Origin of the sequence: Mycolicibacterium austroafricanum (assembly GCF_902705885.1) — a bacterium.
In the GTDB taxonomy this organism is placed as follows: Bacteria; Actinomycetota; Actinomycetes; order Mycobacteriales; family Mycobacteriaceae; genus Mycobacterium; species Mycobacterium vanbaalenii_A.
In genome coordinates, this window is sequence record NZ_CACSIP010000067.1 from 12,049 (window position 1) to 37,868 (window position 25,820).

At 68.2% G+C, this 25,820-nt stretch carries 23 protein-coding genes; 8 read left to right on the forward strand and 15 right to left on the reverse strand.

What is annotated here, in order from left to right; all coding sequences use genetic code 11:
• Positions 1-2: 2 nt before the first annotated feature.
• Together BEMPMBAN_RS29930 and BEMPMBAN_RS29935 are read left to right on the forward strand one after the other, a co-directional pair.
• Positions 3-836 (forward strand): FAD binding domain-containing protein, encoded by an 834-nt coding sequence (locus tag BEMPMBAN_RS29930; protein WP_159235092.1) that lies wholly within the window; start codon positions 3-5, stop codon positions 834-836.
• Entirely contained in the window at positions 833-3,526 is a 2,694-nt protein-coding gene (locus BEMPMBAN_RS29935; protein WP_159235093.1) for a molybdopterin-dependent oxidoreductase, read from the forward strand. The genes BEMPMBAN_RS29930 and BEMPMBAN_RS29935 overlap by 4 nt, the downstream gene beginning before the upstream one ends.
• A 20-nt stretch (positions 3,527-3,546) precedes the next feature.
• Here the strand turns inward: BEMPMBAN_RS29935 and BEMPMBAN_RS29940 are convergent, their stop codons facing one another.
• From BEMPMBAN_RS29940 to BEMPMBAN_RS29950, 3 genes are all read right to left on the reverse strand, one after another.
• On the reverse strand, positions 3,547-6,135 hold the full coding sequence (locus BEMPMBAN_RS29940) for a hypothetical protein (protein WP_234897771.1): 2,589 nt from the start codon (positions 6,133-6,135) through the stop codon (positions 3,547-3,549).
• A 335-nt stretch (positions 6,136-6,470) separates the two neighbouring features.
• A complete protein-coding gene (metH, locus tag BEMPMBAN_RS29945) occupies positions 6,471-10,250 on the reverse strand; it encodes a methionine synthase (RefSeq protein WP_234897772.1) in 3,780 nt (1,259 codons plus the stop codon).
• 254 nt (positions 10,251-10,504) lie between these two features.
• Complete coding sequence (locus BEMPMBAN_RS29950) at positions 10,505-10,705, reverse strand: hypothetical protein (protein WP_159235095.1); 201 nt, start codon at positions 10,703-10,705, stop codon at positions 10,505-10,507.
• A 116-nt stretch (positions 10,706-10,821) separates the two neighbouring features.
• Here BEMPMBAN_RS29950 and BEMPMBAN_RS29955 point away from each other — a divergent pair, with 116 nt between their 5' ends.
• Positions 10,822-11,700, forward strand: a complete 879-nt coding sequence (locus BEMPMBAN_RS29955) for a PAC2 family protein (protein ID WP_159235096.1) — start codon at positions 10,822-10,824, stop codon at positions 11,698-11,700.
• A 71-nt stretch (positions 11,701-11,771) separates the two neighbouring features.
• Here the strand turns inward: BEMPMBAN_RS29955 and BEMPMBAN_RS29960 are convergent, their stop codons facing one another.
• Genes BEMPMBAN_RS29960 through BEMPMBAN_RS29975 form a run of 4 tightly spaced genes read right to left on the reverse strand, consistent with a single transcriptional unit; the run spans position 11,772 to position 15,922 of the window.
• Complete coding sequence (locus BEMPMBAN_RS29960) at positions 11,772-12,770, reverse strand: patatin-like phospholipase family protein (RefSeq protein ID WP_159235097.1); 999 nt, start codon at positions 12,768-12,770, stop codon at positions 11,772-11,774.
• A 6-nt stretch (positions 12,771-12,776) separates the two neighbouring features.
• Positions 12,777-14,225 carry a DUF1254 domain-containing protein gene (locus BEMPMBAN_RS29965; RefSeq protein ID WP_159235098.1) on the reverse strand — a complete coding sequence of 483 codons (1,449 nt, stop codon included), beginning with the start codon at positions 14,223-14,225 and terminating at the stop codon, positions 12,777-12,779.
• Complete coding sequence (locus BEMPMBAN_RS29970; protein WP_159235099.1) at positions 14,222-15,109, reverse strand: SDR family oxidoreductase; 888 nt, start codon at positions 15,107-15,109, stop codon at positions 14,222-14,224. Before BEMPMBAN_RS29970 ends, BEMPMBAN_RS29965 begins: the two co-directional genes overlap by 4 nt.
• A 42-nt stretch (positions 15,110-15,151) precedes the next feature.
• Positions 15,152-15,922 (reverse strand): MBL fold metallo-hydrolase, encoded by a 771-nt coding sequence (locus BEMPMBAN_RS29975; RefSeq protein WP_159235100.1) that lies wholly within the window; start codon positions 15,920-15,922, stop codon positions 15,152-15,154.
• A gap of 88 nt (positions 15,923-16,010) precedes the next feature.
• On the opposite strand from BEMPMBAN_RS29975, the gene BEMPMBAN_RS29980 reads away from it, so the two are divergent.
• The gene (locus BEMPMBAN_RS29980; RefSeq protein ID WP_159235101.1) at positions 16,011-16,925 is read left to right on the forward strand and encodes an AraC family transcriptional regulator; all 915 of its coding nucleotides are present in this window, start codon (positions 16,011-16,013) and stop codon (positions 16,923-16,925) included.
• Positions 16,926-16,952: 27 nt separating this feature from the next.
• Here the strand turns inward: BEMPMBAN_RS29980 and mshC are convergent, their stop codons facing one another.
• Together mshC and BEMPMBAN_RS29990 are read right to left on the reverse strand one after the other, a co-directional pair.
• Positions 16,953-18,191 (reverse strand): cysteine--1-D-myo-inosityl 2-amino-2-deoxy-alpha-D-glucopyranoside ligase, encoded by a 1,239-nt coding sequence (gene mshC / locus BEMPMBAN_RS29985; protein WP_159235102.1) that lies wholly within the window; start codon positions 18,189-18,191, stop codon positions 16,953-16,955.
• A 77-nt stretch (positions 18,192-18,268) separates the two neighbouring features.
• Positions 18,269-19,048 carry a 3'(2'),5'-bisphosphate nucleotidase CysQ gene (locus BEMPMBAN_RS29990; protein WP_159235103.1) on the reverse strand — a complete coding sequence of 260 codons (780 nt, stop codon included), beginning with the start codon at positions 19,046-19,048 and terminating at the stop codon, positions 18,269-18,271.
• Positions 19,049-19,131: 83 nt separating this feature from the next.
• Between BEMPMBAN_RS29990 and BEMPMBAN_RS29995 the strand changes: the two genes are divergently transcribed.
• Complete coding sequence (locus BEMPMBAN_RS29995) at positions 19,132-19,590, forward strand: META domain-containing protein (RefSeq protein WP_159235104.1); 459 nt, start codon at positions 19,132-19,134, stop codon at positions 19,588-19,590.
• 26 nt (positions 19,591-19,616) lie between these two features.
• Here the strand turns inward: BEMPMBAN_RS29995 and BEMPMBAN_RS30000 are convergent, their stop codons facing one another.
• Genes BEMPMBAN_RS30000 through BEMPMBAN_RS30020 form a run of 5 tightly spaced genes read right to left on the reverse strand, consistent with a single transcriptional unit; the run spans position 19,617 to position 22,989 of the window.
• Positions 19,617-20,435 (reverse strand): Rv2133c family protein, encoded by an 819-nt coding sequence (locus tag BEMPMBAN_RS30000; RefSeq protein ID WP_159235105.1) that lies wholly within the window; start codon positions 20,433-20,435, stop codon positions 19,617-19,619.
• A 6-nt stretch (positions 20,436-20,441) separates the two neighbouring features.
• Entirely contained in the window at positions 20,442-21,029 is a 588-nt protein-coding gene (locus BEMPMBAN_RS30005) for an Rv2134c family protein (RefSeq protein ID WP_159235106.1), read from the reverse strand.
• A gap of 56 nt (positions 21,030-21,085) precedes the next feature.
• A complete protein-coding gene (locus BEMPMBAN_RS30010; protein ID WP_159235107.1) occupies positions 21,086-21,802 on the reverse strand; it encodes a histidine phosphatase family protein in 717 nt (238 codons plus the stop codon).
• On the reverse strand, positions 21,799-22,629 hold the full coding sequence (locus tag BEMPMBAN_RS30015; RefSeq protein WP_159235258.1) for an undecaprenyl-diphosphate phosphatase: 831 nt from the start codon (positions 22,627-22,629) through the stop codon (positions 21,799-21,801). Before BEMPMBAN_RS30015 ends, BEMPMBAN_RS30010 begins: the two co-directional genes overlap by 4 nt.
• A 48-nt stretch (positions 22,630-22,677) precedes the next feature.
• Positions 22,678-22,989: a hypothetical protein gene (locus BEMPMBAN_RS30020; RefSeq protein WP_200846170.1), complete on the reverse strand. Its 312-nt coding sequence runs from the start codon at positions 22,987-22,989 to the stop codon at positions 22,678-22,680.
• A gap of 132 nt (positions 22,990-23,121) precedes the next feature.
• Here BEMPMBAN_RS30020 and BEMPMBAN_RS30025 point away from each other — a divergent pair, with 132 nt between their 5' ends.
• From BEMPMBAN_RS30025 to BEMPMBAN_RS30035, 3 genes are read left to right on the forward strand one after another with little or no spacing between them, the layout of a single operon-like run.
• The gene (locus BEMPMBAN_RS30025; protein WP_200846174.1) at positions 23,122-24,147 is read left to right on the forward strand and encodes an SMP-30/gluconolactonase/LRE family protein; all 1,026 of its coding nucleotides are present in this window, start codon (positions 23,122-23,124) and stop codon (positions 24,145-24,147) included.
• A 20-nt stretch (positions 24,148-24,167) separates the two neighbouring features.
• The gene (locus BEMPMBAN_RS30030) at positions 24,168-24,410 is read left to right on the forward strand and encodes a DUF5703 family protein (protein WP_425295022.1); all 243 of its coding nucleotides are present in this window, start codon (positions 24,168-24,170) and stop codon (positions 24,408-24,410) included.
• The gene (locus BEMPMBAN_RS30035; protein WP_159235110.1) at positions 24,410-25,471 is read left to right on the forward strand and encodes a quinone-dependent dihydroorotate dehydrogenase; all 1,062 of its coding nucleotides are present in this window, start codon (positions 24,410-24,412) and stop codon (positions 25,469-25,471) included. The genes BEMPMBAN_RS30030 and BEMPMBAN_RS30035 overlap by 1 nt, the downstream gene beginning before the upstream one ends.
• A 13-nt stretch (positions 25,472-25,484) precedes the next feature.
• On the opposite strand, the gene BEMPMBAN_RS30040 is transcribed toward BEMPMBAN_RS30035, so the two are convergent.
• Positions 25,485-25,820: a GatB/YqeY domain-containing protein gene (locus tag BEMPMBAN_RS30040; protein ID WP_159235111.1), complete on the reverse strand. Its 336-nt coding sequence runs from the start codon at positions 25,818-25,820 to the stop codon at positions 25,485-25,487.

The window sequence follows — 25,820 nt, forward strand, 5'->3', positions numbered from 1 at the left end:
CCATGGACCTCAACACCGTCGAGGCGATCGACAGCCCCACTAGTCGCGATGACCTCTCACCAGTCGGCCCCGGGGACGCGATCCTCGCCGGAGGCACCTGGTTGTTCTCCGAACCCCAACCACACCTTCGCCGGCTGATCGACATCACCCGGTTCGGCTGGAAGCCGATCACCCTCGCCGACGACGGAATCGAACTCGCCGCGACCTGCACGCTGAACGAGGTGTCGCAGCTGACGTCCCAACTGGCCGCCGCCCGACCAGAGTGGACGGCGGCACCGTTGCTGCACCAGTGCTGCACCGCCCTGCTGGCGTCGTTCAAGATCTTGGCGACGGCGACCGTCGGCGGGAACATCTGCCTGTCACTCCCGGCCGGTGCGATGATCTCCCTCACGTCGGCGCTCGACGCCGAACTGACGATCTGGCGCGCCGACGGCACCGACCACCGCCTTCCGGTCACCGAGTTCGTCGCCGGTGTGGCCACCAACGCGCTGGGTCCCGGGGACGTCCTGCGGTCGGTGTGGCTGCCGGCCGCGGCACTGCGCGCAACCTCGGTCTACCGTCAGCTCGCCCCGTCCCCACTGGGCCGCTCGGGGGCCGTCGTCATCGGCAGACGCGACACCGCCGCCGACGGTGGCCGGTTCGTGTTGTCGGTGACCGCGGCCACCGTGCGCCCGTACGTGTTCACGTTTCCCGGCACCCCCAGCGCCGCCGCACTGACCGCCGCACACCAGGCCATCGGCGAGGAGTCCTGGACCCGGGACGCTCACGGCGACCCCGACTGGCGGCGCGCCGTCACCCTGGTGCTGGCCGAGCAGATCCGTCGCGAGCTGACATGAGCATCCGGGTGAACGGCGCTGACGAACACGGCAAGCCGGCAGCGGGTCAGTGTCTTCGCAGCTATCTGCGCGACCATGGCCACTTCGACGTCAAGAAGGGCTGCGACGCAGGTGACTGCGGCGCATGCTCGGTGCTGGTCGACGGCCAGGCGGTGCACTCGTGTGTGTTTCCGGCCTTCCGCGCCGACGGACACGACGTCACCACCGTGGCCGGTTTGGGGACGCCGACCGACCTGCATCCGCTGCAGCGCCGCTTCGTCGAGGCCGGCGGCTTTCAGTGCGGGTTCTGCACAGCCGGCATGATCGTCACCGCGTCGACGCTGTCCGAACAGCAGCGCACCGATCTTGGACAGTCGTTGAAGGGAAACCTGTGCCGCTGCACCGGTTACCGCGCGATCACCGACGCGATCGACGGCAAGGTCAACATCGAGAAGTCCGGTGGGGTGGGCCACTCCGTCGGCGCCCCGGCCGCGATGCGGGTGGTCACGGGCACCGAGCAGTACACGATGGACTTCGCCCCGCCCGGCCTGCTGCATCTGGCGGTGCTGACCAGCCCGGTGGCACATGCCCGGATCACAGCGATAGACGTCACCGCCGCCGAGGCGATCGACGGGGTACACCTCGTGCTGACGCATCGTGACAGCCCCGGTGCCGCGTTCTCCACCGCTCGCCACGAGAACCGCCTCGACGACCCCGACGACACCGTGGTGCTCGACGACACAGTCCGCTTCGTCGGGCAGCGGGTGGCCGCGGTAGTCGCCGACACCATCGCGCTGGCCGAAAAAGCCTGCCGGGCAATCGTCGTGGAGTACCAGGAGCTGCCGTCGGTGTTCGATCCGGAGATCGCCCGCAGACCCGGTGCACCCCTGTTGCACGGCGACAAAGGCGAACAGACACGCATCGCCGATGTGTCGCGCAACCTGGTCGCCGAGGTGCACGGCGGTGTCGGCGACATCGGCGACGGCATTGCCGCTGCCCTGGCCGGTGGCGGCGTGGTGGTGCGGGAACGCTACAGCACCCAACGCGTCCAGCACGTCCATCTGGAGACGCATGGCTGCACCGGATGGCGGGACGAGGACGGCCGGCTGGTGCTGTGCACCAGTTCGCAGGTGCCGTTCCTGGTCCGCGACGAACTGTGTCACGTGTTCGGTCTCGCGCGTGACGAGGTGCGGGTGTTCGCCCGACGAGTGGGCGGTGGCTTCGGCGGCAAACAGGAGATGCTCACCGAGGACCTCGTGACGCTGGCGGTGTTGCGGCTCGGCCGGCCGGTGCGTTACGAGTTCAGCCGCTCGGACCAGTTCACGATGGCGCCGTGCCGCCACCCCTACCGGATCGAGGTCACCGCCGCGGCTGGGGCCGACGGAGTGCTGACCGCGCTGGGCGTCGACGTGCTGATGGACGCAGGCGGATACGGAAACCACAGCACCGGCGTGCTGTTCCACGGGTGCGGTGAGTCGTTGGCGGTGTACCGGTGCGCCAACAAGCGCGTTGACGCCGAGGCGGTTTACACCAACAACCTGCCGTCCGGTGCGTTCCGCGGCTACGGCCTGAGCCAGATGATCTTCGCGGTCGAGTCAGCGCTCGACGAGCTCGCCCACCGGCTGGGCGTCGATCCGTTCGAGCTCAGACGACGCAATGTGGTGGTGCCCGGGGACGAGTTCGTCGACTACCGGGTCGGCCACGATGACCTCACGTTCGGCAGCTACGGCCTGGACCAGTGTCTCGACCTGGCGCAGCGAGCGCTCGCCGAGGGCGACGACGTGACCGGGCCGACCGGGTGGCCCGTCGGCGACGGGATGGCGGTCGCGATGATCGCGACGATCCCGCCGCACGGACATATCGCCGAAGCCTCGGTCAGCCTCACTCCCGACGGCGAGTTCGTGCTGTCGGTCGGCACCGCCGAGTTCGGCAACGGCACCACCACCGTGCACACCCAGCTGGTCGCGACCGAGCTGAACACCACTGCCGACCGGGTTCGTATCCACCAATCCGACACCGAGGCAACGGGTTACGACACCGGCGCGTTCGGGTCAGCGGGCACGGTGGTGGCCGGCCAGGCGGTGATGTCGGCGTGCAGGAAGCTGCGGTTCGCGATGGTCAAGGCAGCGTCCGAACTCACCGGCATCGGCATGCGCTCCTGCACCGTGACCCCTCACGGCGTGCAGTGCGGGACCAGGCTGGTCGAGTTCGCCGAGCTGCCCGCGCTGGTGGGCCACGGCCGCCACGACGGGACACCGCGCTCGGTGGCGTTCAACGTGCAAGGATTCCGGGTGGCGGTCAACCCCGAGACGGGTGAGGTGCGCATTCTGCGGTCGGTGCAGGCCGTCGACGCCGGCGCGGTGATCAACCCCGAGCAGTGCCGAGGGCAGGTGGAAGGCGGTGTGGCCCAGGCGATCGGGGCGGCGCTCTACGAACAGGTCCTGACCGGCCCCGACGGAACAGTGCTGACCCGGGCGCTGCGGGACTACCACATCCCGCAGCTTGCCGACGCACCCGTCACCGAGGTGCTCTTTGCCGACACCTACGACCAGATCGGGCCGCTGGGCGCGAAGTCGATGAGCGAATCGCCGTACAACCCGGTGGCCCCGGCGCTGGCCAACGCCATCGCGCGGGCCTGCGGCGCCCGGGTGCGCGACCTGCCGATCACGCCGGCGCGCGTGTGGCGCACCCTGAGCGACCCAGCACCCTGAGTGCCCCGGCGCAGAGTTACTCACGCGGGCGGTGAGAAGACCGTGACCGTGGTGACGAAGGCGTTGTCACTGTTGCGGACCGTGTTGGCCACATACCCGGTCCCATCGGCACTGAAGGTCGGCAGGTTGGTCACTCCCAACTGCGACTGCTCGAGATCGGCGACCTTCTGCGCACCGGCGGGTGTCAGCGCGTACACACCGGATCCGGCCGAGCTGCGGTCGACCAGGTACGCAGTACCGTCAGCGCCGAAAGTCAATACCTCGATGTCCCCGGGGCTGGGGTAGAAGAGGGCCGGGCTTGCGACGCCGCTGGGCGGCACGACGGTGTCCCCGGCTGCGTTGAATCCCAGGACGTCGATATCGTAGGCGGCGGGCGTCCCCACGACGAGGTAGCCGGTCCCGTTCGGGCCGAAGACAACGTCGGCGGCACTGGGGAACGCTACGCCGGGCACGATCGAGGTGTAGGTGTCGGTGGACAACGCGAGTATCTGCCGCGAGAGATACTTCCCGCTCGGATCCCGGTACTCCACCATCTCGTAGGCTGCACCGTCGGGCCCGAAGAACACCGTCCCCCCGGTCGCCCCTTCCGGGAGTTCGACCGTGCGGACGACGGTGGCATCCGGGCCCAGCACCGCCACGTATTCCGTACCGTTCACCGCGTAGTTGACGTAACCGAGGTCTTCAGCGGATTGCGAACTTCCGCCGCGGACACTCCGGTCACGCACCACGAGCGTGCCGGGCAGGGTGACGATGGTGACGTTGCCGTCGGAGTCGACGACAGCGACAGCGACAGGAGCGTCGTCCAGCGCGGGATCGACGATCGGCGCGTAGGCGGTGCCGTCCAACCCCAGCTGAAAGCCTGCGATGCGACCGTCGATCGCACCCGAGGTGGCGATCGAGTCGGCGGTGATCCTGGAGATGTAGGTCGTTCCCGTGCCCTCGTCGGTGTCACCGTCGAAGGTGAACGTCTCCAATCCGAAACCGTCGGCCGTCATCACGGTGTCTCCGGGCAATCCGGCGATGGAGCGCACCGTGCGTGAGGCGCCATCCACGGTGTACACGCGGGTCGATTGGGCGCCGAAGAAGCCTGTCACACCGGCTGTCACATAGGCGGTCCCATCCTGATCCAGGAGGGGCGCACTCGGATCGGAACCGAAGGGCAGGAACGTCGACCTCGTCCATCCGTTGGAGTCGATCGTGCGCAGCGTCGAGAAGCCGAGCCGAGAGGACACCAGGTGCGCGGTGCCATCCGGTGTCAGTTCGAAGTCCGTGTCATACGAGTACGACCGGGCGAAACCGTTCTCGGAGATCCGATAAACGCGGAAGTCGATCGGATCTGCAAGGGGCGAGAACGGGACGATCCGGGTTCTGAAGTACAGCGCGCCGTTGGCGCCGATCGTCAGCGGGCTGTCCGTGACGCCTATGAGGGTCGCGACACGCCTGACAGTACCGTCGCTGTCCACCGCCGAGACGATCGTGTTCGTGCGCCGATTGGTGGTGGTGACCACGATCAGCGTGCCGTCAGGTCGCATTGCGGCGTGCGCGTACGGGGCGGCGACTCCTCGGATCGGGTCGCTGGTGGTGACGACCTGTCCGTCGCTGTCGAGGATGGTGACCTGCGTCGTCGACCCGCCGCTGGTGACCTGATAAAGCGTGCCGTCGGAACCGATCACCGGAGATTGATAGGCGGTTCCTGGTATCGGCGAAGACGTCGCGCTGGCCTGAACGTCGCCGGCCGACTGCACGGCACTCGAAACGGTGGCCGGGGTGTTGGTCTCGGCAATGCGCTCACCGAGCGGACGCCATATCGACGCCAACAGCGTCAGCAACAGCGGAGATGCGCCGGGAACTTCCGGCCCGTCACTGGCCGACGCGTCGGCCCCCGGCGCGAACAGCGACGTCATCACGGTTGTCGGCGCCGGGGTCGGCGACGCGGGTTCTTCTTGGGCGACGTCGCCGGCGTCGGTGGCCGGCGGCTCCGCCAGTGGGGCCCGGGCCTCCGTGCTCGAGTCACCTTGACCTGTCGGCGGTGTCGCGGTGTCGCCGGCATCGGAGGCGCCCGACGGAGAATCATCGGCATCAGGGACCGCGGGCTCGGTTTCACCGCTGTCCGCCGTGGCGCGCTTGCCACTCGAGCTGCGTCGATCGGTCGGTTCCTCGGTATCAGAAGTCGACGTTTCGGTCTGCGATTCGGCAGCGTTGTCGTCCGATTCCGGGTCGTCTGTCGATGAGTCGGTCGACGAGTCGGAATCAGCGGCCGTGGAACTCGGTGTTCGTGCGGCATCGCGTGACTTCGTCGAGCGTGACGGTTTTTCTGCGGACTTCGTGTCTCCGCGCGAACTCCCGGAAGGACTGTCCGACGCGCTGGCCGAACTCGAGCCCTCGGTTTGCGCCCACGCCGCCCCGGGCATCGCCACCGCCGCGGAGCCGATACCGAGTGCGACGGCCAACGCGCCTACCTGGCCGACATGCTTCTCCCACACCATCGCAGACCTCCCGTTGACCAGCACAGCAACCGTATGCCGCGCACTCGCCCTGACGAATCGGGGATATCCCTTGTTCTCGGATCCGTCGGCGCGCCACATGCTCGGCCCGTCGGCTGTCAGCAAGGGAACGCTAACTCGTGTCGCCGGGATGCGGTGCGTATCGCCTGAAAATCGTTCGGATCAGCCATTTTTGACGAAGGCGTCGATATCAGGCGGCGTCGACACATCCGCATGCCAACACGCCGCGCGACAACGCTCGACCGAGGGAACGAGGCGCGACAGACCCCCGGGCGGCCCCACCGGCCGCCGGCCCAGCGAACAAACTTGGCAAATTCATGGCCGTGGCCACCAGCGCCCTTGCCGCCGAGGTCTTGACAGCGTCATCACACCCGGGTCCATCGGATGTTGATCGACGAAATCGCGAAATCAACTCCCGCTGAACATCATCGGGTTACGACTCAGTCCTCCGGGTTGTAGCCCAGGTTGGGAGCCAGCCAGCGTTCGGCCTCGGCCAACGTCCAGCCCTTGCGCTTGGCGTAGTCGGCGACCTGGTCCTGGGCGAGCCGGCCGACCACGAAGTACTGCGACTGCGGGTGGGAGAAATACCAGCCGCTGACGGCGGCACCGGGCCACATCGCCATCGACTCGGTCAGCTCGATGCCGGCCCGCTCCTTGACGTCCATCAACTCCCACAGCGTGGCCTTCTCGGTGTGCTCCGGGCAGGCCGGATACCCGGGGGCAGGTCGGATTCCCCGGTATTTCTCACCGATGAGCGCCTCGTTGTCGAGTTGTTCGTCAGGCTGGTATCCCCAGAACTCCTTGCGGACCCGTTGGTGCATCCGCTCGGCGAACGCCTCTGCCAGCCGGTCGGCGAGCGACTCGAGCAGGATCGCGTTGTAGTCGTCGTTGGCTGCCTTGAACTCGGCGATCTTGTCTCCGATGCCCAACCCGGTAGTGACGGCGAAGGCACCGACGTAGTCCCGGAGGCCCGTTTCCTTCGGGGCGACGTAATCACCCAGCGACCGGTTCGGGATGCCCTCCCGGTGCTCGCCCTGCTGGCGCAGGTTGTGCAACGTGGTCAGCACCTCGGTACGGGTGTCGTCGGTGTAGACCTCGACGTCGTCCCCGACGGCGTTGGCCGGGAAGAACCCGATCACCCCGTTGGCAGTGAGCCACTTCTCCTTGATCAGGGTGTCGAGCATCTCCTGCGCGTCGTCGTACAGCTTGCGGGCAGTCTCGCCCGAGACCGGGTTGTTGAGGATGTCGGGGAAGCGGCCCTTCATCTCCCAGGCGTTGAAAAACGGCTGCCAGTCGATGTACTCACGCAGCTCGGCGAAGTCGTAGTCCTGAAATTCCCGTACGCCGAGGCCCTGGGCCGGCGCCGGCGGCGTGTAGCCGTCCCACTCTATCGGCGTCCGGTTGGCTCGCGCCTTCTCCAGCGTCAGCATCGGCCGCTCGTTCTTCTGGGCGTGCCGCTCCCGCAGGGCTGCATAGTCGGTCTCGGTGGCCTCCAGCAGGCCAGGCCGCTGCTTGTCGTCGAGCAGCGCGGCAGCGACCGGCACCGAACGGGATGCGTCCTTGACCCACACCACCGGCCCGCTGCGACGCGGCGCCACCTTCACCGCCGTGTGCGCACGGGAGGTGGTCGCGCCGCCGATCAGCAGCGGGATCTCCAGGCCCTGACGCTCCATCTCGACGGCGAAGTTGACCATCTCGTCCAGGGACGGGGTGATCAGGCCGGACAGCCCGATGATGTCGGCTTCGTGCTCCTTGGCCGCGTCCAGGATCTTCTGCGCCGGCACCATCACGCCGAGGTCGATCACCTCGAAGTTGTTGCACTGCAGGACGACTCCGACGATGTTCTTGCCGATGTCGTGGACGTCACCCTTGACCGTCGCCATGATGATGGTGCCGTTGGTGTCCTTCTTCGCCGCCTCGCCGGGCAAGGGCTGGGCCTTCTCCGCCTCGATGTACGGCAGCAGGTAGGCCACGGCCTTCTTCATCACCCGCGCCGACTTCACCACCTGCGGCAGGAACATCTTGCCCGCGCCGAAGAGGTCGCCGACGACGTTCATACCGTCCATCAGCGGGCCCTCGATCACCTCGATCGGCCGTCCTCCTGCGGCGGCGATCTCGGCCCGCAATTCCTCGGTGTCGGCGTCGACATTGGCGTCGATGCCCTTGACCAGGGCGTGGGTGATCCGCTCACGGACCGGCAGGCTCCGCCACTCCGCAGCCGCCTGGTCCGCCTCTCCCCCGGCCTGGTCCTTGTTGTTGTACCGTTCCGCGATCTCCAGCAGCCGTTCGGCCGCATCCTCGCGGCGGTTCAGCACCACGTCCTCGATGCGGTCCCGCAGCTCGGGCTCGATCGAGTCGTAGGGCACCAGCGCGCCCGCGTTGACGATTCCCATGTCCAGGCCGGCTTTGATGGCGTGATACAGGAACACCGCGTGGATCGCCTCGCGGACCGGGTTGTTGCCGCGGAACGAGAACGACACGTTGGAGATACCGCCGGAGATGTGCACCCCGGGGAGGTTCTCCTTGATCCAGGCGCAGGCCTCGATGAAGTCGATCCCGTACGTCGCGTGCTCTTCGATGCCGGTCGCCAGCGCGAAGCAGTTCGGGTCGAAGATGATGTCCTCGGGCGGGAAGCCGACCTCTTCGGTCAGGATCCGGTAGGCGCGCCCACAGATCTGGATACGGCGCTCCAGGTTGTCGGCCTGCCCCTGCTCGTCGAAGGCCATCACGACGACGGCGGCGCCGTACTTGCGGCACAGCCGTGCTTCGCGGATGAACTTCTCCTCGCCCTCCTTCATGGAGATCGAGTTGACGATCGGCTTGCCCTGCACGTTCTTCAGGCCCGCCTCGATGACCTCCCACTTGGAGGAGTCGATCATCACCGGGACGCGGCTGATGTCCGGCTCGGCCGCGATCAGCTTGGTGAAGCGGTCCATCGCCGCGACACCGTCGATCATGCCCTCGTCCATGTTGATGTCGATGACCTGCGCACCGACCTCGACCTGCTGCAGTGCCACCGAGAGCGCGGTGTCGTAGTCCTCGGCCTTGATCAGGTTGCGGAACCGGGCGGAACCGGTGATGTTGGTGCGCTCACCGATGTTGACGAACAGCGAGTCGTCGGTGATGTTGAGCGGCTCCAGACCCGAGAGCCGGGTGGCCACTGCGATCTCCGGCAGCTGCCGCGGCGGCTTGCCTTCGACGACCTTGGCGATCTCGGCGATGTGCGGCGGCGCCGTGCCACAGCACCCGCCGACCAGGTTGACCAAGCCGGCCTCGGCGAACTCGGCGATGTAGCCGGCCTGACGCTCCGGGGACTCGTCGTACTCGCCGAACGCGTTGGGTAGGCCGGCGTTCGGATAGCAGGAGACGAAGGTGTCCGCGATCCGCGCCATCTCGGCGATGTAGGGCCTCATCTCCGGCGCGCCCAGGGCGCAGTTGAGGCCGACCGCGATCGGCTTCACATGCCTGATCGCGTTCCAGAATGCTTCGGTGACCTGACCAGACAACGTCCGCCCGGACGCGTCGGTGATGGTGCCCGAGATGATCACCGGCCAGCGGCGCCCGCGCTCCTCGAACAACGTCTCGATGGCGAACACCGCCGCCTTGGCGTTGAGCGAGTCGAAGATCGTCTCGACGAGGATGATGTCGGCGCCGCCGTCGACCAGGCCGTTGGCCGCTTCGAGGTAGGCGGCGACCAGCTGGTCATAGGAGACGTTGCGGGCTCCGGGGTCGTTGACGTCCGGCGAGATCGAGGCGGTCCGCGTCGTCGGTCCCAGGGTGCCGGCGACGTAGCGCGGTTTGTCCGGCGTGCTGAACTCGTCACAGGCGGCGCGCGCCAGGGCAGCACCGGCGTAGTTCAGCTCATAGCTCAGCTCCGCCATGTCGTAGTCGGACAGCGAGATGGCGTTCGCGTTGAAGGTGTTGGTCTCCAGGATCTCGGCGCCCGCTTCGAGGTATTCGCGGTGGATGCCCTCGATGATCTGCGGCTGCGTCAGGTTGAGCAGGTCGTTGTTGCCCTGAAGATCGCTCGGCCAGTCCTTGAACCGGTCGCCGCGGTAGCCGGCCTCATCCGGCCGGTCCCGCTGGATCGCCGTGCCCATCGCGCCGTCGATCACGATGATCCGCTGGCGCAGCGCTGCCGTCAGTTCATCGGTGCAGTCGGGCCGGACGTTCGCAACCAAGGTGTCCGACACAGAAATGTTCGGCTCTGCGGCGTTCACAGTGCACTCCTTCCATTACGGAAGGCGTCCTTGACTCTGCCGAGCGTGGCGGACACCGGGGTGGGAGCCCCGTCCCCCCAGGTGACCGTTGCAACGCCTCTCGACCTCGATGAGTCTACGTCGTCCCCTGATCGACGTCTGGACGCCCAAGTCGTCACCGCGATCGACCCCCAGCCACTCGGCGTTCGCGGTGGCCACGAGCGCCGGCTCGCGGACCTTGTCGCAATATCGGCAATCTCGACAATGTCACCTCGTTAACCAGATTGCAGCCGAACGTATTTCATCCTGTCCGCGTGGCTCCCGGCCTTGCAGCGAGTACCCGGGATCGTCTCCCTCACACCCACACCGGAGGTACCGAGCAGCTGGTGACAGCCCTGGACGTGATCGGTGTCGTCCAGCGTGAGCTCGGCTGCCTGCAGCTGGGTTCCCGTGGCGCGGTCGGTTGCGGCGGTCACACGGTCAGGGTAGTGGGGCACCCGACTCGGTTGTCCACGCGAGCGGCCGTGTGGACCCGCACCTGTGCGCGGGTCGATGCGCGTCCTCCTGCCCGTTCAGGGCTTACGCTGGGCTGGTGACCCCCTCGGATTTCAGCGGTCCGAAGCGATCCGACCTGCCCGCTCTGCGCGACACGATCATCGTCGCGGCATTCGAGGGCTGGAATGACGCCGGTGACGCGGCCAGCGATGCGCTGCAGCACCTGGATGCCATCTGGGAGGCCGACACCCTCGTGGAGATCGACGACGAGGCGTACTACGACTACCAGGTCAACAGGCCGGTGATCCGCCAGCTGGACGGCGTGACCAGGGAACTGGTGTGGCCGTCGATGCGGATCTCGCACTGCCGGCCGCCGGGCAGCGACCGCGACATCGTGCTGATGCACGGCGTGGAACCCAACATGCGGTGGCGCACCTTCTGTGCGGAGTTGTTGGCCATCGCCGACAAGCTGAACGTGCAGACGGTGGTGATCTTGGGTGCGCTGCTGGCAGACACCCCGCACACCAGGCCGGTGCCGGTGTCGGGCGCGGCCTACTCGGCGGATTCCGCCAAGACGTTCGGGCTGGAAGAAACCCGCTACGAGGGGCCTACCGGCATCGCCGGCGTTTTCCAGGACGCCTGCGTGCAGGCGGGGATTCCGGCGGTGACGTTCTGGGCGGCGGTCCCGCACTACGTGTCCCAGCCGCCGAATCCGAAGGCGACGGTCGCGCTGCTGCGCCGCGTCGAGGATGTCCTCGACGTCGAGGTGCCGCTGGCAGATCTGCCCGCCCAGGCCGAGGAGTGGGAGCAGGCGGTCACCGAGATGACCTCCGAGGACGACGAGATCGCCGAGTACGTCCAGTCCCTGGAAGAACGCGGCGACGCCGAAGTCGACATGAACGAGGCGCTGGGCAAGATCGACGGGGATGCGCTGGCGGCGGAGTTCGAGCGCTACCTGCGCCGCCGCGGGCGATAGCGCGCAACGCCGGAACGGTATTCCGGCAGACGTTTTTCGAGTTACGGCCTGCGGGAATACCGTTCCGGCGCTCAGCGGAACCGGGCGAGGTAGTCCGGCCAGTTCCACGTCGCCAGGAAGTCCTCCCCCGCACGTCGTCCTTGCTGGTAGAGCGCCCGCTTGTCCGGTTCGGACAGGTCGAAGTCGAGCACCCCGACCTCGCTGGTGTCGATCCGGATGGTGCGGGCGCTGACCCTGGGCTGGTTGAGATATGCCTGGTCACGGCCCACGAGGACGGTCGTCACAACCTGTTCGAGCAGCGTCGGCGCGCCCAGGAAGTGCAGTGGCCGCAGCGCCGGGATCACCTCGGCGTTCTCAGCGGGCAGGTTGGGCAGCAGTGTCACCCCGAAGGTCGGCCAGCGAGGTTTCTCGCTGTCGGTCCGGTCGAGGGAATCGATCGGGAAGTTCGACAGCAGTCCGCCGTCCACCAGTGTCGATGTCCTGCCGTCGGCGCTGGTCAATGTCGCGGGACGGTAGAAGAACGGGATGGCCGTCGACGCACGGACGGCATCTGCGACAGGCTGCTCATCCGGGTCGAGGCCGTAGATCCGCTGGTAGTCCCACGGCAGGCGGATCAGCTGCCCGAGGGTGACGTCGGCCACGGTGACGACGAGGCGGTACCGCTGCTCCGGCGGCAGGCTGTCGTCGTCGATCGCGAGATCGGCGAACGTCGTCACCCCGAACTCGGCCAGTCGCGCCGCGGACCACTCCCGCAGCGCCTCCCCCCGGTAGATGCCGCCGCCGGTGAGCACACCCCAGGCCGGTCCCACCACGGGGACACGTTCGACCGGTCCGGGGTCGAGAAACCTCCGGTAGTCGATGTCCATCGCCAACGCTTCCAGCCGCTCCGCGGCCAGTTCACCGCTCTGCGCGGCAGCGGCCAGAACGGCGCCGACCAGCGCCCCCGCTGAGGTCCCGGAGACGCGCTGGGGCACATATCCCGCACGGACCAGTGCGGCGACGGCGCCGACGAGCGCGACGCCCTTGACCCCACCGCCCGAGAGCACCAGGTCGGCTTGCTTCCCGGCCATCTGCTGTCAGACCTTCTCGGGCGGTAGCGACTTCCAGGTGCCGTTGAGCGCGTCGGGCTTGGGCCAGTACAACCTCAGGACCAACTGGAACGGCCCCTCCGGCGCGGGCAGCCAGTTGGCTTCCCTGTCGATGCCCGGCGAGCTGTTCTGCACGTAGAACGTGTACCCGCCGTCGGCGTCGGGCACCAGGCTCGGCAGCATCTCCGAGTTGATCAGGTAACGCTTCATCGGGTTGGCGACGAGCCGGCTGGCGGGCATCTCGTACACGGTCAGCGACCAGAACGCGTTGACCGGCGGCAACTGGCCGGACGGTAACCGGAACACGTAGTTGTTCGCGCCGGTCAGCGGCTCGCCCTGGGCGTCGTGGGTGAAGACGGGGTAGATCGCCTCGGCGGCGGTGTTGCCGTAGATCCCCAGCGCTGCGCCGGCCATCCGGCGCAGGTAGTTGCCATCGAGGTCTTCTCTGGTGCCGAACAGTTGCGCCGAGGTCACCCTGCCGGTCTCGAGCTCGTCTTTGCGGAACGTGTCGAACTCCGCCCAGGCGTCGGCCATGCCGGCGTCGACTGCGGCGCGGATGTCCGGGCTGAGCGTGTCGGCGTCGAACCCGTCGTCGGCTCCGATGCCGATCGTGGCGAAGCGGTCCCGCAGCGCACGCTCCTGCGGCAGCGTCGGGGCGAAGCGCAGCGCGAAGTCGAGGATCTCGAAGAACTGCGGCGAAGTCCGCTGCTGCTCCGGCGTCAGCGGCGGCACGAAGTCGATCGCCGGCACCGGCGCCGGCGGTGGCTGGTTGAGGAACACCGACAGCGGCGCGACCTGATAACCCGCCTGGATCTTTTTCACCTCCTCGATGTCGGAGGGACCGAACAGCTGGGTTCGGAACAGCAGAAACGCCAACTCGGTGTCCGAGCGGATCACCTCGTCGACTCCGCCGGGTTTCTCGCCGTCCCAGTTCGGGCCCGCGAGCAGGTAGGTGCCGCCGCCGTTGCCGGTGGTGCGGCTCCCGACGTAGGCGAAGTTGTAGGTGTAGGCGTCCACGAACTGCACCGAGAAGTACCGGTCCTGCTGAATCGGCGGCACAGTCAGCACCAGCGGTTCGGCCCGCAGATCGGCGCCGACGGTGGAGTAGGGCGTGTCCGAGTTGGGTGTCTGGATGGTGGTGTCGTCGGGGGTGAACACCCGGGCGGTGCTGTGCACCTCGTTCCGGCCGCCCTTGTACTGCGGGTCCTGTTTGTCGACGAAATAGGTGTACTGCACGCGGTAGTTGTCGACCACCGGGAACCCGTAGATGTAGGCCTCCTTGGCGATCGCCCGGGCCTCGTCCGGGGTGACGGCAGACGACGACTCGGTCGGGGTCGGTGCCGCCGAGGTGTCGGTGGTCTCGGCGTCACGGGTGTCGGTGCTGCACCCGACGAGCAGAATCAGTGCGGCCAGTCCGACGGCCAGGCGGCGGATCACTGCTGTTCCAGCTCTTCGGTGCGGGCGCCCATCGACCGGCCGAGCGCAGCGACCTGGGCGTCCATCCTGGGAAGCAGGTCGGGCACGAACCTGGCCACCGGCATTTCCCCGACGGGGGTGGACAGCAGCGGTTTGAGCCATCGCAGGGCGCCGACCCAGCCGGGACAGTTCACCTGTCGTCTGCGGCGCTCGATCCCGGCGACGAAGGCCTGCCCACAGTCCTCGACCGAGGTCGTGCGGTTCAGCGGGAACGGCAGCCTGCTCAGCATTTCCGTGAAAGTCGGCAGGTCGGCCTTGGTGTCACGCACCAGCGGCGTGTCGATCCAGGACATGTGCGCCGAGCCGACGTCGACTCCGCGGTGGGCGACCTCGAGGCGCAGCGCGTTGGCGAACTGCTCGACGGCGGCCTTGGCGGCGTTGTAGGGGGCAAGGCCCGGTGCGGCGGCGTAGGCGGCCAGCGACGACACGATCAGCACGTAGCCGCGTCGGTCGAGCACCGAGGGCAGGGTCGCCCGCACCGTGTGGAACACGCCCATGACATTGACGTCCATCAGGGTTCGGACCGCCTGCGGGTCGACCTGGAGCACCGAACCGTAGGTCGCGATGCCGGCGTTGGCCATGACGATGTCGATTCCGCCGAACCGTTCGACCGCGCCGGCCGCGGCGGCCTCCATGGCGGGCAGGTCGCGTACGTCGGCGACGACGGTGTGGACCCGGTCACCGCCCAGCGCGGCCCGCAGTTCGGCGAGCGGCGCCTCGTCGAGATCGGTGAGGACGAGTCGGGCGCCCCGGCGGTGCAGCCGCCGGGCCACCTCGGCGCCGACGCCGCGCGCAGCACCGGTGATGAAGACAGTTTTTCCGGCTACCGACCCCGCTGTAGTCACAGCGGAAACCTACTCCACCGCAGGTGGATTACTGCTGAAACCTCATGGATGTTGAACACCATTCGGCGGCGTCGCGCGAATTCCAGCGGAGGGCTTGTGGCTGCGACGCGCGAGCTCCCGCCGTTCCCGGGCAGCCCACCGTCGCACCCGAACAGGATCCAGCGGCCCGCCGTGGCCGACGTAGATGACGTCGGGATCGAGTGCCAGCACTCGCTCGAGGCTGGTCAGATTGCGCGCCCGGTCCTCGTGGAACGGCGGAAGTGCAGGCCGATCTCGGATGGCGCCGAGGAACGAGCCGGCCACGAGGTCACCGGCGACGAGTCCCCCGGAATCCGTGATCACCGATGTCGACCCGGGCGTGTGTCCTGGCGTGTGAAGTATTCGGGCATCGACACCGTAGTCGGCCAATGAGTAGTCGTCGTCGATGAGTTCATCGGGCACGAACGGCTCGGTGCTCTGGTGGATGGGCGGCAGCGCGGCGAACAGTCGGCCGAACGGACCGGTGGGCCGCAGCGGTGTGGCGCTGCGGCCCACCGAATAGGCCCCGAGATCGCCCCTGTGCGCCAGTATCGGGGCCCTCGTTGCCCGCCGCAGGTCGGCCGCCGATCCGAAGTGGTCGATGTGACCGTGGGTGACGATGATGGCTGTGACGTCGCCCGGGACAACGCCACAGCGCTTCATCATGCTCAGAATCCGCGGCCCCGAACCCGGAGTTCCGGTATCGACCAGCACCGCCTTGCGCCCGCGCAGAAGGAAGGCGTTCACATTTCCCCGGCCAAGGACGGGCAGCGCCGTCACGTTCGTCCACTCCATAGCTCGGAACACTAGGGCGCTATGGTTGCGACATGAATGCTCGAAATAGTCGATTTCCTATCCATTCGTCTCACCGGTACTGAGACGAATGGACATACTTGCCGATGTGCTATCGGCAACGAAGCTGCGGGGAACCGTGGCCGCCTCGGTGTCGGCGGCAGCACCCTGGGGGATCGACTTCCCGCCTCTCCCGTTCGCTGCGTTCCACTATGTTCTCGCGGGGGGCTGCTGGCTTCGCCGCCCCGGTGACCGGCCGCTGCCCCTGTCGACAGGTGACTTGGCGCTGCTGCCAGTCGGAACCGGGCACGTGATCGCCAGTGACCCGAGCGGGCCGACGGCGAGTTTCACCGAGTTGACCGGGAATCGCCCGGACACTCTGATCGCCGTCGTCGACATTTCCGGTCCCGGACCACGAACGCACCTGCTATGCGGCGGCTATCATTTCGATGGCCACAGCACCCACCCCATGCTGCGACTGCCCCCGGAAATCGTCCTACGGGACGTGCCGAATACCCACCCGTCGGTCGCCGAAACTCTGGCCATGATGCAGACCGAAATCGCCCAACCCAGCCCAGGATCTGTGACCGTCGTGGACCGGCTGGTCGATGTCCTCTTCGTGCACACCATGCGTGCGGCAACCACCTCGGCCACCTTGCTGGCCGGACTGCACGACGACACCACCGCGGCCGCAGTCAGCCTCATTCACCAACAACCCGCCCACCCGTGGACCGTGGCGTTGCTGGCCGCCAACGTCGGTGTCTCTCGGGCCACGCTGGCGCGGCATTTCGCCAGGACCGTCGGTGAACCACCCCTTGCCTATCTCACGCGCTGGCGTATGGAAATCGCTGCCCGTCGACTCCGCCAGACTTCCGATCCGCTCTCCCGCGTCGCCGAAGCGGTTGGCTACACCTCCGAGTTCGCCTTGTCACGCGCGTTCAAACGTCACCATGGCCTCACGCCACGCGAATACCGCGTCAGTACGCACGGCAACCGTCGCGGCTGAGGGCGGCCAGTGCGCGGCGCACCACCGCTAGACCTGAACACCGAGCAGCGCGTCGACTGCCGTTGCGACCGTCTGCCCGGCCGAGGTGTCGTGCCCGCCGTAGGTGAGCGCGTCGGTCGCCCACCCGTCAAGGGCGGCAATCGCTTTCGGGGTGTCCAGATCATCGGCCAGGTAGCGGCGCACCCGGGCGAGGACATCGGCGGCATCAGGTGCTGCCGCCAACTGCGTCGCGCTGCGCCACCGGTGCAGCCGGTGTACCGCCTCGTCGAGCACCGCCTGACTCCAGAACCGGTCGTCGCGGTAATGCCCGGCGAACAACCCCAGCCGGATGACCCCGGGGTCGACGCCGTCGCGTCGCAGGCCCGACACCAGCACCAGGTTTCCGCGGCTCTTGGACATCTTGTGCCCGTCCCAGCCGATCATGCCGGCATGCACGTAGTGACGCGCGAAACGTCGCTCCCCGGTGACGGATTCGGCGTGCGCAGCGGAGAACTCGTGGTGCGGGAAGATCAGGTCGCTCCCGCCGCCCTGGATGTCGAGGTCGGTGCCGATGCGGCTGAGCGCGATCGCGGCGCACTCGACGTGCCAGCCTGGCCTGCCCGGCCCGAACGGCGATTCCCAGCTGGGTTCGCCCGGGCGTTGTGCCTGCCACAGCAGCGCGTCGAGCGGGTCGCTCTTACCGGCCCGTTCGGGGTCTCCCCCACGTTCGGAGAACAGGGTGAGCATGGTGTCGCGGTCGTAGCCCGACTCGTATCCGAACTGCGTAGTGGCCCCGGCGTGAAAGTACACGTCGGGGTACTGCGGATCGTCGAGGACGTAGGCGGCTCCGGAGGCCAGGAGCTTCTCGACGACCTCGATGACCTCGGCGACCGCTTCGGTGGCCGCGACGTAGTCGTGCGGCGGCAGCACCCTCATGGCCGCCATGTCCTCACGGAACAGGTCGGTCTCCCGGTCGGCGAGCTCGCGCCAGCCGATGCCGTCGCGCTGGGCACGCTCGAACAGCGGGTCGTCGACATCGGTGATGTTCTGTACGTAGTGCACCTCGTGACCGGCGTCGCGCCACAAGCGGTACACCAGATCAAACGTCAGGTAGGTGGCGGCGTGACCGAGGTGGGTGGCGTCGTAGGGGGTGATCCCGCACACGTACATGGTTGCGGTGGCGCCCGGGGTGACCGGGCGCACCTGCCGGTCTGCACTGTCGTAGAGCCGCAACTGCGGCCCCCGCCCGGGCAGCACCGGCACGCTCGGCGCCGACCACGATTTCATGACTCCGACTCTAGACATCACCCTGTCCGACGACGCCGAGGGCTGTTTCATTCCCGCTCATTCCCGCTCAGTGCCGCTCAGTGCCGGTAGGCGGCCAGGATCTCGGTGAGCAGGACCTCGGCGACCTCCGGGCGGCACATCAGCAGATCCGGCAGGTACGGGTCGCGGCGGTTGTAGATCAGCGGCGACCCGTCGATCCGCGACGCGTGCATGCCCGCGGCCCACAGCACACCGGCGGGAGCCGCCGAATCCCATTCCCACTGCCCGCCCGCGTGGATATAGGCGTCGACGTCACCGCGGACCACCGCCATCGCCTTGGCCCCGGCCGACCCGATGCGGACCAACTGGATGTCGAGTTGCTCACGCAGCCGCCACAGCACCGGTGGTGGCCGGTTGGAACTCGCGGTAATCCGGATCGGCCCGTCGGCGCGCGGTGCCGGCGCGGTGACGGTGTCGCTGCGGTACACCTCGCCGCGCGCGGGCAGCGCGACCGCGGCATCGGTGATGGAGCCACCGTGCGGCGCCGAAGACCGCTGCCACAGCGCGATGTGCACGGCCCAGTCGGCGCGGCCAGGCATGGAGTACTCGTGGGTCCCGTCGACCGGGTCGACGATCCACACCCGGTCGGCATGGACGCGCGACACGTCGTCGACAGCCTCCTCGGAGAGCACCGAATCGTTCGGGCGCTCCCGGTGCAGCCGGTCCAGGATCAGGACGTTGGCCTGCTTGTCACCGGCGTCGCCCAGGTCGTAGGGGTCGTAGAAGTCCCCGTACCCGATCTGTTCGCGCATCGCCAGTAGCAGCTCACCGGCTTCGGCGGCCACTTCGGCAGCCAGCGCTGCGTCGGTGAGGGTCACCGAATCAGTATCTATGACCGAATGCGGGCGGGGGCGCGTGGCTCCCCGCTGGAGGCTCGCGCTCACCGGTAGATTCCGAACCTGTGCGAGTCATCGTCGGAATCATCGCCCTAATCGGAACATTCGCGGGCTGCTCCTCCGAACCTCCCGCGGCCACCACCCTGGCGGGCACCAGCTGGCGATTGGTCTCCCTCCAGTCCATGGACGATCAGCAGGGCACAACCACGGTGCCGCCGACGGCCGAGTACACGGTGTCGTTCGGTGACGACGGCAGCGCGACGTTCCAGATCAACTGCAACAGGGGCAGGAGTTCGTTCGAGGCGACACCCAGTGACCCTGCCGGCGACGAGCCTTCGGGATCGTTGACCTTCGGCGAGATCGCCCTCACGATGATGGCCTGCGTGCCGCCTGCCCTTGATCAGGAGGTGTCCACCGCGCTGCCCAACGTCCGCACCTACCTGATCAGGGGCGGGAAGCTCAACATGTCCCAGAAGTTCGACAGCGGGATCCTCACCTGGGAACCGCTGTCGCCGGCGGAGTAACCGCACGGCCTCACAGCCGAGGGCGACTAGAAGGCCGGCCACGGTATCGGCCGTCGCCGATCGGGCGTCGGCATCACCGGGTTTGCCAGCAGGGCAACGACTCTGGCCCGCAGGGCAGCCACTTCCCGAGGGGTGATGTGGTCACGTAGCTGCGCACCGAGGTCACCGTCGAGCGCGTCACCGAGCCCGCTGACGGCCTCGAGTGTGTCATCGTCGACGGGCTTGCCCGCCCACCCCCACAGCACGGTGCGCAGCTTGTCCTCGACGTGCAGGCTGACCCCGTGGTCGACGCCGTAGATCTGCCCGTCCACACCGGTCAGGACATGGCCTCCCTTGCGGTCGGCGTTGTTGATGAGCACGTCGAACACGGCCACCCTGCGCAGCCGGTCGTCGTCGGCGTGCACCAGCGTCACTTCGTCACCGGCGTAGTCGTAGGCCTGCAGGATGGGCAGAAAACCGGCCGGGATGCTGCCCGCCGGCAACAGGTCGATCAGGTCCGGCCCGGCGCCGGCTGCGTCGGCGGCATCGGGGTCCTCGTCGCCGGGCTGGTCGACCCAGCGCTGCACCATCCCCGGACCTGCGGGCCCGTCACGAATGATGGTGTAGGGCACGATGTTCCAACCCAGAGCCGCGGAGACCAGGTAGGAAGCGAGCTCGCGGCCCGCCAGTGTGCCGTCCGGGAAGTCCCACAGCGGCGCCTCGCCGCGGATGGGCTTGTACACACCGTGCTGGGTGCTCTCGCCGAGGTTCGCCTCACACAGGAAGGTCGCGTTGCTCGCCGAGCGGATCCGTCCGAGGATGGTCAGCCCACCGCACTGCAGCACCTCCTCGGTCCGAGGCGTCATCGGGTACTACGTATCGAGGTCATCGTCGGATCCCCCGAGCGCACCGCGCCGGTAGCCGTTGGTGCGGACACAGATGTGCCCCTCGGGATCCAGGGGCTCGTCACACAGCGGGCAGGGCGGGCGTCCCGCCGAGATGACCCGGTTGGACCGGGTCGCGAACTCGCGGGCGGATTCGGGGGTCAGGAACACCCGCACCGCGTCGGGCCCCTCCTCGGCGTCGTCGAGGACCACCGACGCATCGAACTCGGCATCCGAGACGGCCAGGAGTTCGACGACGACCGTCTGCGCCTCGGAGTCCCAGCCCAGGCCCATCGTGCCGACCCGGAACTCGGCGTCCACCGGGGTGATCAACGGGCTGAGGTCCTCGATCTCGCCGTCTTCGGGTGGGATCGGGGTGCCGAAGCGGCGGTTGATCTCCAAAAGCAGCGCCGCGATGCGCTCCGCGAGCACCGCGACCTGCTGCTTCTCCAGGATCACCGAGATCACCCGCTTGTCGTGAACGGCCTGCAGGTAGAACGTGCGATTTCCCGGTTGGCCGACCGTCCCGGCCACGAAGCGGTCGGGTGTACGGAAGACGTGGATTTCGCGGGCCATGGCAGATTCCAAAATACCGGCTATGACACGTCAGCCGTAATTGTGTCCGGCGGCGCTCATCCGGTGGACCCACCCACCACGGCTTCGCCGGTGGGCAGCGGGCCGTCCGGTGCGCCGTCCTGCTCCTTGCTGTCCGCAGGAGGGGCCGACAACGCCGAGTTCAGTGCGGAGCCGGTGTGGTTGACGTGGATCACGAAGGGGCGCAGCGTCGTGTACCGGACCACACTCACCGACGCCGGGTCGGCGTTGATGCGCTGGAAGCTGTCCAGGTGAGTGCCGAGTGCGTCGGCGAGCACCGACTTGATCACATCGCCGTGGCTGCACGCGACCCACAGCACGTCGCCGCCATGCTCGTCGGCGAGCCTGCGGTCGTGCTCGCGCACCGCGGCGACCGCCCTGGCCTGCACCCCGGCCAGTCCCTCACCGTCGGGGAACACCGCGGCGCTGGGCTGCTGCTGAACCACCGCCCACAGCGGCTCCTTGACCAGCTCGCTGATCTTGCGGCCGGTCCACGAGCCGTAGTCGACCTCGGCGATCCGTTCGTCGGCGACCGGCTCCAGACCGAGCGCGGCGGCGAGCGGTTCGACGGTCCGTTCACAACGCAGCAGCGGTGAGCGGACGATCGCGCGGATCGGCAGCGAGCCGAGTCGCTCGACGATCGCCTGCGCCTGTTCCCGGCCCCGATCGTCGAGGTCGACCCCGGCAGAGCGCCCCGCAAGGGTGTGCGCGGTATTCGACGTCGAACGGCCGTGGCGCAGCAGCAGAACGGTCATATGGCGGCCACCACCCCTGTCCCGAGAAGAATCAGCACGACAACACCCAGCACCAGCCGGTAGCCCACGAACCAGTACATGCTGTGCCGGACCAGGAAACGCAGGAACCACGACACCGCGGCGAACCCGACGACAAACGCGATCACCGTGGAGACCAGCAGCTGGGCGCCGCTGGCGCTCATGCCCTCCCCGACGGGGTCGAACGCGTCGGGCAAGGAGAACAGCCCCGAGGCGAACACCGCCGGGATCGCCAGCAGGAATCCGAACCGCGCGGCAAGCTCGCGTTCGAGCCCGAGGAACAGGCCCGCGCTGATCGTCGCGCCGGACCGCGACACCCCCGGCACCAGCGCCAGGCACTGGGCGAAACCGACGATCACCGCGTCGCGCCAGGTCAGCTGTTCGACCCGGCGGGTCTGCCTGCCGTAGTACTCGGCAGCGGCGATGACCAGGGAGAACACGATCAACGCGGTGGCCACCAGCCACAGATTGCGGGCCCCGGTGCGGATCTCGTCCTTGAAGAGCAGGCCGACCACACCGATCGGGATCGAGCCGATGATCACCCACCAGCCGAGCCAGTAGTCGGCGTTGCGGCGACCGGCGGTGAACAACCCGTGGAACCACGCCTTGACGATCCGCACGATGTCGCGGGCGAAGTAGACCAGAACCGCCGCTTCGGTGCCCAGCTGACTCACCGCGGTGAACGAGGCGCCGGCGTCGTCGTCGAAGAACACCCGCGAGGCGATCGCCAGGTGTCCCGAGGACGACACCGGCAGGAACTCGGTGAGCCCCTGCAGCACCGACAGGACCACGACCTGCAGCCACGACATCGCAGGCACGTCAGTCACGACGACGACCGTACCGTGCGTGGGCTGGGGTCAGCGGTTGTGGCGGGGCACCGGCTGCGCCTCGGCGACCTCGTCGCGCACGGCGGCCGCCAGGCTGCGCTCGTCGGACAGGTCGATGTCGGTCAGCTTGCGGGTGGCCACCGCGACGACGTCCTCGGACTGCGGGACCGGACCGCGCAACCTGGGCCGGTAGATCTCCACGACCAGCGCCTGCCGTTCGATGTGGAACGAGAACGACCGCCCGTCGCCGACCTGGCCGAAACCGCTGGCATGCACACCGGTGGTGATGTCCTCCAGAGCGAAGTCCTGATGGGTCACGTCCCCGTCCGCGGCAAGGGTCATGGTCCGTACCATACCGCCGTGATCGCCATCGGGGGCAACATGTGGGGGCGTTTTCGGGTCACGACGTTGCATACACTGGCCTTTCGATCAGGATCCGCCGAAGTGAGCGAGAGCTATCCATTGCCGCGACGCATGAACACCCCAGCTCAGCTTATTCGGCTCGGCGCTGCAGCGCTGGCAATGGTGCTGTTGGTCGGCTGCTCGTCGAATCCCGTCGATTCGCCCCCACCGACCATCGAGCCCGCGCGTGCCGCCGTCTCCCCCGCGGTGAGCGCCACCCCGCCCGGCGTGGTGCGTCCGCTGGCCGGGCCGGCAACGGCGGCGGCATTCGACGAGGCGACGGGCGCGCTGCTGGTCCTCGGTGACGGCGACCGGCCGGTCATCACGGTCTTCACCGCGTCCGGTGATGCCACCCCGGTGGAGCTGGATGACGCCGCGACGGCGATGGCCGGAGACGGTGACGGGAAGGTGGTGCTGTCGACGACGGGAGGCTACTACCGGCTCGACGTCGCCTCCGGGCATCTCACCAGGGTCGAGGTGCAGGGCCACGAGGGGGTCGACTTCACGGCGATCGCGCGGCGTGCCGACGGCCGGCTGGTGCTGGGCAGCGCCGACGGCACTGTGTACACACTCGATTCAGACACCACGGTCGGCGCGCAGCTCAAGATGTTCGCGCGCGTGGACAGCATTGTCACCCAAGGCAATACCGCGATCGTTCTGGACCGGGCCCAGACCTCGGTCACCAGCCTCAACACCGAGGGCACGGCGTCCGCACAGGCCCTGCGGGCGGGCCGGGGCGCCACCACGATGGTGGCCGACGCGGCCGGGCGGGTGCTGGTCGCCGACACTCGCGGTGGCGAACTGCTGGTGTACGGCGCCGACCCGCTGATCCTGCGGCAGCGCTACCCGGTGCCGGATTCGCCATACGGACTGGCCTCCTCGGATGATCCGACAGGGCTGGTGTGGGTCGCCCAGACGGCGACCAATACCGTCGTTGGTTACGATCTGGCGACCGGCATCCCCGTCGAGAAGGTGCGTCATCGAACCGTGCAGCAACCCAACTCGCTGGCCTTCGACGCCGCGTCGGACACCCTCTACGTGGTGTCGGCCACCGGAGCCGGCGTCCAGGTCATCAGCGCCGCCGGGATGGCGAAGTGAGCCCGGGCTCGCGGGGGCGGATGCCTGCGACCTGGAGCAAGGTGGTTTCCGAGGACCACTCCGGTGAGTACGAGTGGATTCCGCTGCGGCTGCCCCCTGACGTCACCCGTGTCAGTGCCTCCATCCGGTTGTCGATCGAGGCCGAGTACCGCGGGTGGGAGCTGACCAGGGTTCGGCTGTACACCGACGGCAGCAGGCGGGTGCTGCTACGCCGCAAGAAGCGCGCCGACCGCCTCCACGACCCGGACCAGCCGAGCCTGTGATGTACCGGACGCTGCGCCGGGCGCTGTTCCTGGTGCCACCGGAACGCATCCACACCTGGGTGTTCGCCGGGCTGCGTGCCGCCACCACCCCGGTGGCGCTGCGCCGGCGTCTTTCGCGCCGGCTCGCGCCCAGCGACCCGGTGCTGGCCAGCACTGTCTTCGGCATCCGGTTCCCCGGCCCGGTGGGACTCGCCGCCGGCTTCGACAAGGACGGGCTCGGAGTGCATGCCTGGGGTGCGCTGGGGTTCGGGTTCGCCGAGGTGGGCACCGTGACCGCGCAGGCCCAGCCCGGCAATCCGCCGCCGCGGATGTTCCGGTTGCCTGCCGACCGCGCGCTGCTGAACCGGCTCGGATTCAACAACGGCGGGGCCGGTGCGCTGGCTGCGCAGCTGAAACGAAGCACCCCCGACGTGCCGATCGGGGTCAACATCGGCAAGACCAAGGTGACGCCCCCCGAAAAGGCGGCCGACGACTACGCCGAATGTGCGAGGCTGCTCGGGCCGCTGGCGGACTACCTGGTGGTCAACGTCAGCTCGCCCAACACCCCGGGCCTGCGTGACCTGCAGTCCGTCGAATCGCTGCGCCCGATCCTGACCGCCGTCCTGGCGGAGACGTCGACCCCGGTGCTGATCAAGATCGCCCCCAACCTCGCCGACAGCGACATCGACGACATCGCGGACCTGGCAATCGAACTGGGCCTGGCCGGCATCGTCGCCACCAACACGACCGTGTCCCGCGCCGGGCTGGCGACGCCGGGGGTGGAGGAACTCGGCCCCGGCGGCATCTCCGGTCCACCGGTCGCGCAGCGCTCCGCGGAGGTGCTGCGGCGGCTGTACCGGCGGGTCGGCGACCGGCTGGTGCTGATCAGCGTCGGCGGCATCGAGACCGCCGACGACGCGTGGGAGCGCATCGTGTCCGGGGCCTCGTTGCTGCAGGGGTACACCGGTTTCGTCTACGGCGGCGGGCTGTGGGCCAAGACGATTCACGACGGCATCGCCCGTAGGTTGCACGAGCACGGCTTCTCCCACCTCACCGAGGCCGTGGGTTCGGCGGCGCGCTGAGTGGCGCCGCTGGTCACAGATGTCGGCGGATGACCTCGGCCTGCCGGCGCAGCGGTGCTGCCGCTGCTGCCCTGCCCAGAGCTTCGTAGCTGCCGGCTTCAGCGAGGTAGTCGCGCACCTGGTTGTGCAGCAGCGCCGAGACGTCAGCGGCCGACAAGCGGCGACGCTCGACCTCGGTCGCGCCGGTCCGTGCGCCCGCAGGGTCGACGCTCTCGGCGTTGTCGATGACCGAGATCGCCGACCGCAGGGCGGCGATCTCGTCGCGGTCGCGGGCCTTCATCGCCGCGGTGAGCTGTGCGCGGAGCGCGGCGCGCACAGTGTCCGCGTGGCTGGTGGGCTCGAGTGTCAT